The sequence below is a fragment of the Microbacterium sp. ISL-103 genome (assembly GCF_018613995.1).
Lineage (GTDB): Bacteria > Actinomycetota > Actinomycetes > Actinomycetales > Microbacteriaceae > Microbacterium.
In genome coordinates, this window is sequence record NZ_JAGGPD010000383.1 from 1 (window position 1) to 4,123 (window position 4,123).

General features: G+C 66.5%; 2 protein-coding genes and 1 tRNA gene. 1 reads left to right on the forward strand and 2 read right to left on the reverse strand.

Going from position 1 to position 4,123, the window contains the following annotated elements; translation table 11 throughout:
• Window positions 1-72 precede the first annotated feature (72 nt).
• A complete protein-coding gene (locus J7E68_RS13885) occupies window positions 73-900 on the reverse strand; it encodes a carbon-nitrogen hydrolase family protein (protein ID WP_215173518.1) in 828 nt (275 codons plus the stop codon).
• 80 nt (window positions 901-980) lie between these two features.
• Between J7E68_RS13885 and J7E68_RS13890 the strand changes: the two genes are divergently transcribed.
• Window positions 981-1,054, forward strand: a tRNA-Met gene (locus J7E68_RS13890).
• 148 nt (window positions 1,055-1,202) lie between these two features.
• On the opposite strand, the gene J7E68_RS13895 is transcribed toward J7E68_RS13890, so the two are convergent.
• Window positions 1,203-4,106 (reverse strand): UPF0182 family protein, encoded by a 2,904-nt coding sequence (locus J7E68_RS13895; protein ID WP_215173520.1) that lies wholly within the window; start codon window positions 4,104-4,106, stop codon window positions 1,203-1,205.
• Between the last annotated feature and the right edge of the window lie 17 nt (window positions 4,107-4,123).

Sequence of the window (4,123 nt, forward strand, 5' to 3'; positions counted from 1 at the left end):
GCGGGCAAGCGCGGCGATGTCCTCGAAGAGGCGGAGGCGCGGCACGCGTCGGGCTTCCGACGCGGTTGAGCCTCAGCGTGGACTGACGGCGTAGCGGCGCACGCGCAGCGACGGGTTCGATTCCCGCACCCGCTCGATGACCGAGCGCTCCACTCCGGCGACCGCGATCCCTTCGACCGTCCCGATGCCTGCGAGCACGACTCCCTGAGGATCGACGATCTGCGAGTGCCCCACGCCGATGGGCGTGGGGTGGTCGGCGGCGACGACGTAGGCGGTGTTCTCGATCGCACGTGCCGCCAGCAGGGTCGTCCAGTGATGCTCCTTGAGCGGTCCTCGCACCCATTCGGCGGGCACGACGAGGACGTCGGCTCCTGCGTCGATCAGCGTGCGTGACAGCTCGGGAAAGCGCAGGTCGTAGCAGGTCATGAGTCCGAAGCGCATTCCGGCGCCCTCGAATGTCGCGGTCGCCGTTGCGCCCGTCTCCCCCGCCTCGATCCAGTCGGACTCGGTCTGGCCGAATGCGTCATACAGATGCTGTTTGCGATACGTCGCGAGTATCCCGTCGCCCCGCACCGCCACGACGGTGTTGCGCACATGCGCGCCGTCGGAGGCCCGCTCGGCGAGGCCCGCGACGATCACGACTCCGTAGTCCGCGGCCAGGGCGGTCAGGGTCGACACGAACTCCCCGTCGAGAGTCTCCGCGTTCTCGGCGAGACTGGCATCCATCGGATCCACGAAGTAGCTCGAGTACTCGGGGAACACGACCACCCTCGCACCCCGCCCGGCAGCGTCCGCGGCGAGGCGCGCGATGCGCTCGCGGTTGTCGGTGCGCGACGCCGTCGGCGCGAACTGGCAGACCGCGACGGGAACCGCGGCGGATGCAGCAGGAGAGTCTGACATGCCCCCATCCTCCCGTATCCGGCGCCGAGGAGGCCTCGATTCGCGACCTCCCGATTCCCGTGTTAGGCTATAAAACGTGCCGCGGGGTGGAGCAGTTCGGTAGCTCGCCGGGCTCATAACCCGGAGGTCGCAGGTTCAAATCCTGTCCCCGCAACAAATGAAAGGCCCTCTGACTCGGAGAAATCCGGTTCAGAGGGCCTTTCGCTTTCCCTGGAGGTGACAGCTCACGACCAGGACAGTCGCCGAAGAAAGCAGAATGGGCGCCCCCGGGAGGGGCGCCCATTCTTCGCGTCAGCGCGGGATCACTCCCCCGCGGCCGAGTCCAGCTCGAGCAGTGTGCTGACCGCATCCGTGAGGCGCTTGTCGGCCTCGGCGAACGCCTCGAGGTCTCCGGCCTTGAGCGCGGTCTCCCGGTCAGTGAGAGCCTGCTGAGCTGCTGCCAGCGCCTCGGCCTGCGCATCGGTGGGCTCTGTCGGCTCGGTCGGCTCGGCAGGGACCTCGCCGGTGTCGGGATCGGGCTCGGTCGGCTCGACCTCGTCATCTCCGCCGGTCGCGCCGGCGTCTCCGCCGAAGAGAGTGTCGAGCGCCTCGGTCAGGGTGTCCTCGAAGGCCACCTTGTCGCCGAAGGCCACGAGCACCTTCTGCAGGCGCGGCAGCTTCGTACCCTCCGACGACTGCACGTAGACCGGCTGCACATAGAGCAGACCGCCACCGACGGGCAGTGTCAGGAGGTTTCCGTAGAGGACCTCCGACTCTCCCTGCTGCAGCAGGTTGAGCTGCGGCACCACGGACGTGTCGGAGTTGTAGGTGTTCTGCACCTGACCCGGGCCCGGGACCGTCGTGTCGGTGTCGATCTCGAGCATCCTGAGCTGTCCGTAGCCCTCGGCCTTCACACCCGCCTCGGAGCCTGCATCCGAATCGACGGCCAGATACCCCATCAGCACGTCTCGGTTGCTTCCGCCCTGCGCCGACGGGATGAACGTCGAGAACATCGAGAAGCGCGGCGAATCCTGACCGGGCATCTGCATCGTCAGGTAGTACGGCGGCTGCAGCACCGCGTCGCTGCGCGGGTCGTTCGGCGTCTGCCAGCGGTTGTCCTGCTGGGCGAAGGACCCTGCGGTGTCGATGTGGTACGTGCCGAGCACGTCGCGCTGCACCTTGAACAGGTCCGTCGGGTAGCGCACGTGGCTCATCAGGTCGCCTGTCATCTCGCTGACCGGCTTGAGGGTCGACGGGTAGATCTTCTGCCACGTCTGCAGCACCGGATCCTCGGCATCCCACGCGTACAGCGTGACCGAGCCGTCGTACGCGTCGACGGTCGCCTTCACCGAGTTGCGGATGTAGTTGATCTCATCGATCGCGAGCGTGGGCGACGGGACGTTCGAGTCCGCGACCGCGTCAGACAGGCTCACACTGGTCGAGTACGGGTACGTCGAGCTCGTGGTGTAGCCGTCGATGATCCAGACGATCTTGCCGTCGACGACGCTCGGGTACGGGTCGCTGTCGAGTTCGAGGTACGGAGCGACCTTCTGCACGCGCGTCTTGGGATCGCGGTCGTAGAGGATCTGCGAGTCGTCGTTCACGAGGTTCGAGAAGAGGATCTGCTCGGACTGGAACTTCAGCGCGTAGAGCAGCTTGGTGAACGTGCTGCCGATCTGCGGCCCGCCGTCGCCCTCGAACGTCGTCTTCGTCTCACTCGCGCCGTCCTTGCCGCGCGGGTAGTCGATCTCGACGGGGTCTGTGCCGTCGGGAGCGCCGACGATGGAGTACTCGGGCGAGTTCTCACCGAAGTAGACCCTCGGCTCGAAGTTCTCCTGCTCGGTGAGGAACCCCGACGACGGGATGCCGCGCTCGAGGAACACCGGCTCGCCATCGCTCGTGCGCTGGTTTCCGGCGGCGGCGACGAGGCCGTAGCCGTGGGTGTAGACCGCGGCGCGGTTGTTCCAGTTGGTGACGTCGACGCCGTCCATGTCGAGATCGCGCACCGAGACGACGGTGTCCTGCATGACGCCGTCGATCTCGTAGCGGTCGACGTCGAGGTTCTCCTGGAACTGGTAGTACCCGCGGTACTGCTCGAGCTGGCGAACGGCCGGGCTGATCACAGCCGGGTCGACGATGCGGATGGATGCCGTGGTCTCGGCGTCTTCTCGCAGCTGACCCGCCTCGGCGTCGGTCTCGGCTTCGAACGGCGTCGTCTCGAGGTCTGCGACCCCGTACGCCTCTTTCGTTCCGTCGATGTTGCGCTGGTAGAACTCGGCCTGATAGGCGTTCTGGTTCGGGCGCACCTGGAACGTGGTGACCGCCCACGGGAAGCCGACTCCCACCACGAGAGACGCGACGATCAGCAGCGCGGTCGCGGCGAGCGGGAAGCGCCAGCGGCCGATGACGGCCGTGACGAAGAAGAGGACGGCGACGATGGCCGCGATGATCGTGAGGATCGCGAGACCGGGGATCGTCGCATTGACACCCGTGTAGGCCGGGCCGATGATGCGGTCGTCCTGAGCGACGAGGGTCTTGTACCGGTCGAGCCAGAGGCTGGCAGCCTGCACGAGCAGGTAGAGACCCGCGATGATCGCGAGCTGGATGCGCGCGGGCTTCGAGATGCGAAGCTCTCCCTGACCGATGCGGACGGAGCCGTACAGGTACGACACGAGCGCGGTGACGATGAGGGTGAGGAGCAGGACCGCCGACACGAACGCGAGCAGGATCGAGTAGAAGGGCATCGCGAACATGTAGAAGCCGGTGTCGACGCCGAACTGCGGGTCGGTGGCGTCGGTGGTGACGCCGTTCGCCCAGAGCCACACGGTCTTCCACTGGCTGGCGGCCGAGAATCCGGCGAAGAGACCGAAGAAGATCGGCATGCCCCACATCGCGAGGCGGCGGAGCGGTTCGATGACCTCCTGGTACCGGTCGAGCTGCGAGCTCAGCCGCACATAGACGGGGCGCAGGCGGTACGCGAGCTGGATGGCGACGAACAGCGGCACGGCCATTCCGAGGAATCCGACGACGAACATCACCGCCGTGGCGAACCATTGAGTGGTGAGCACTCCCGCGAAGCCCACCTGGTCGAACCAGAGGAATTCGGTGTAGAGCGACGCGAAGACGAAGAAGACGGCGATCAGCGCGGCGATGATCGCCAACGAGATTCCGAAGATTCTTCGCGAGGTTCGAGGAGTGGCCGGGTTCGGTGCAGAAGTCGAGGTCACCCTCCCATCCTAGGCAC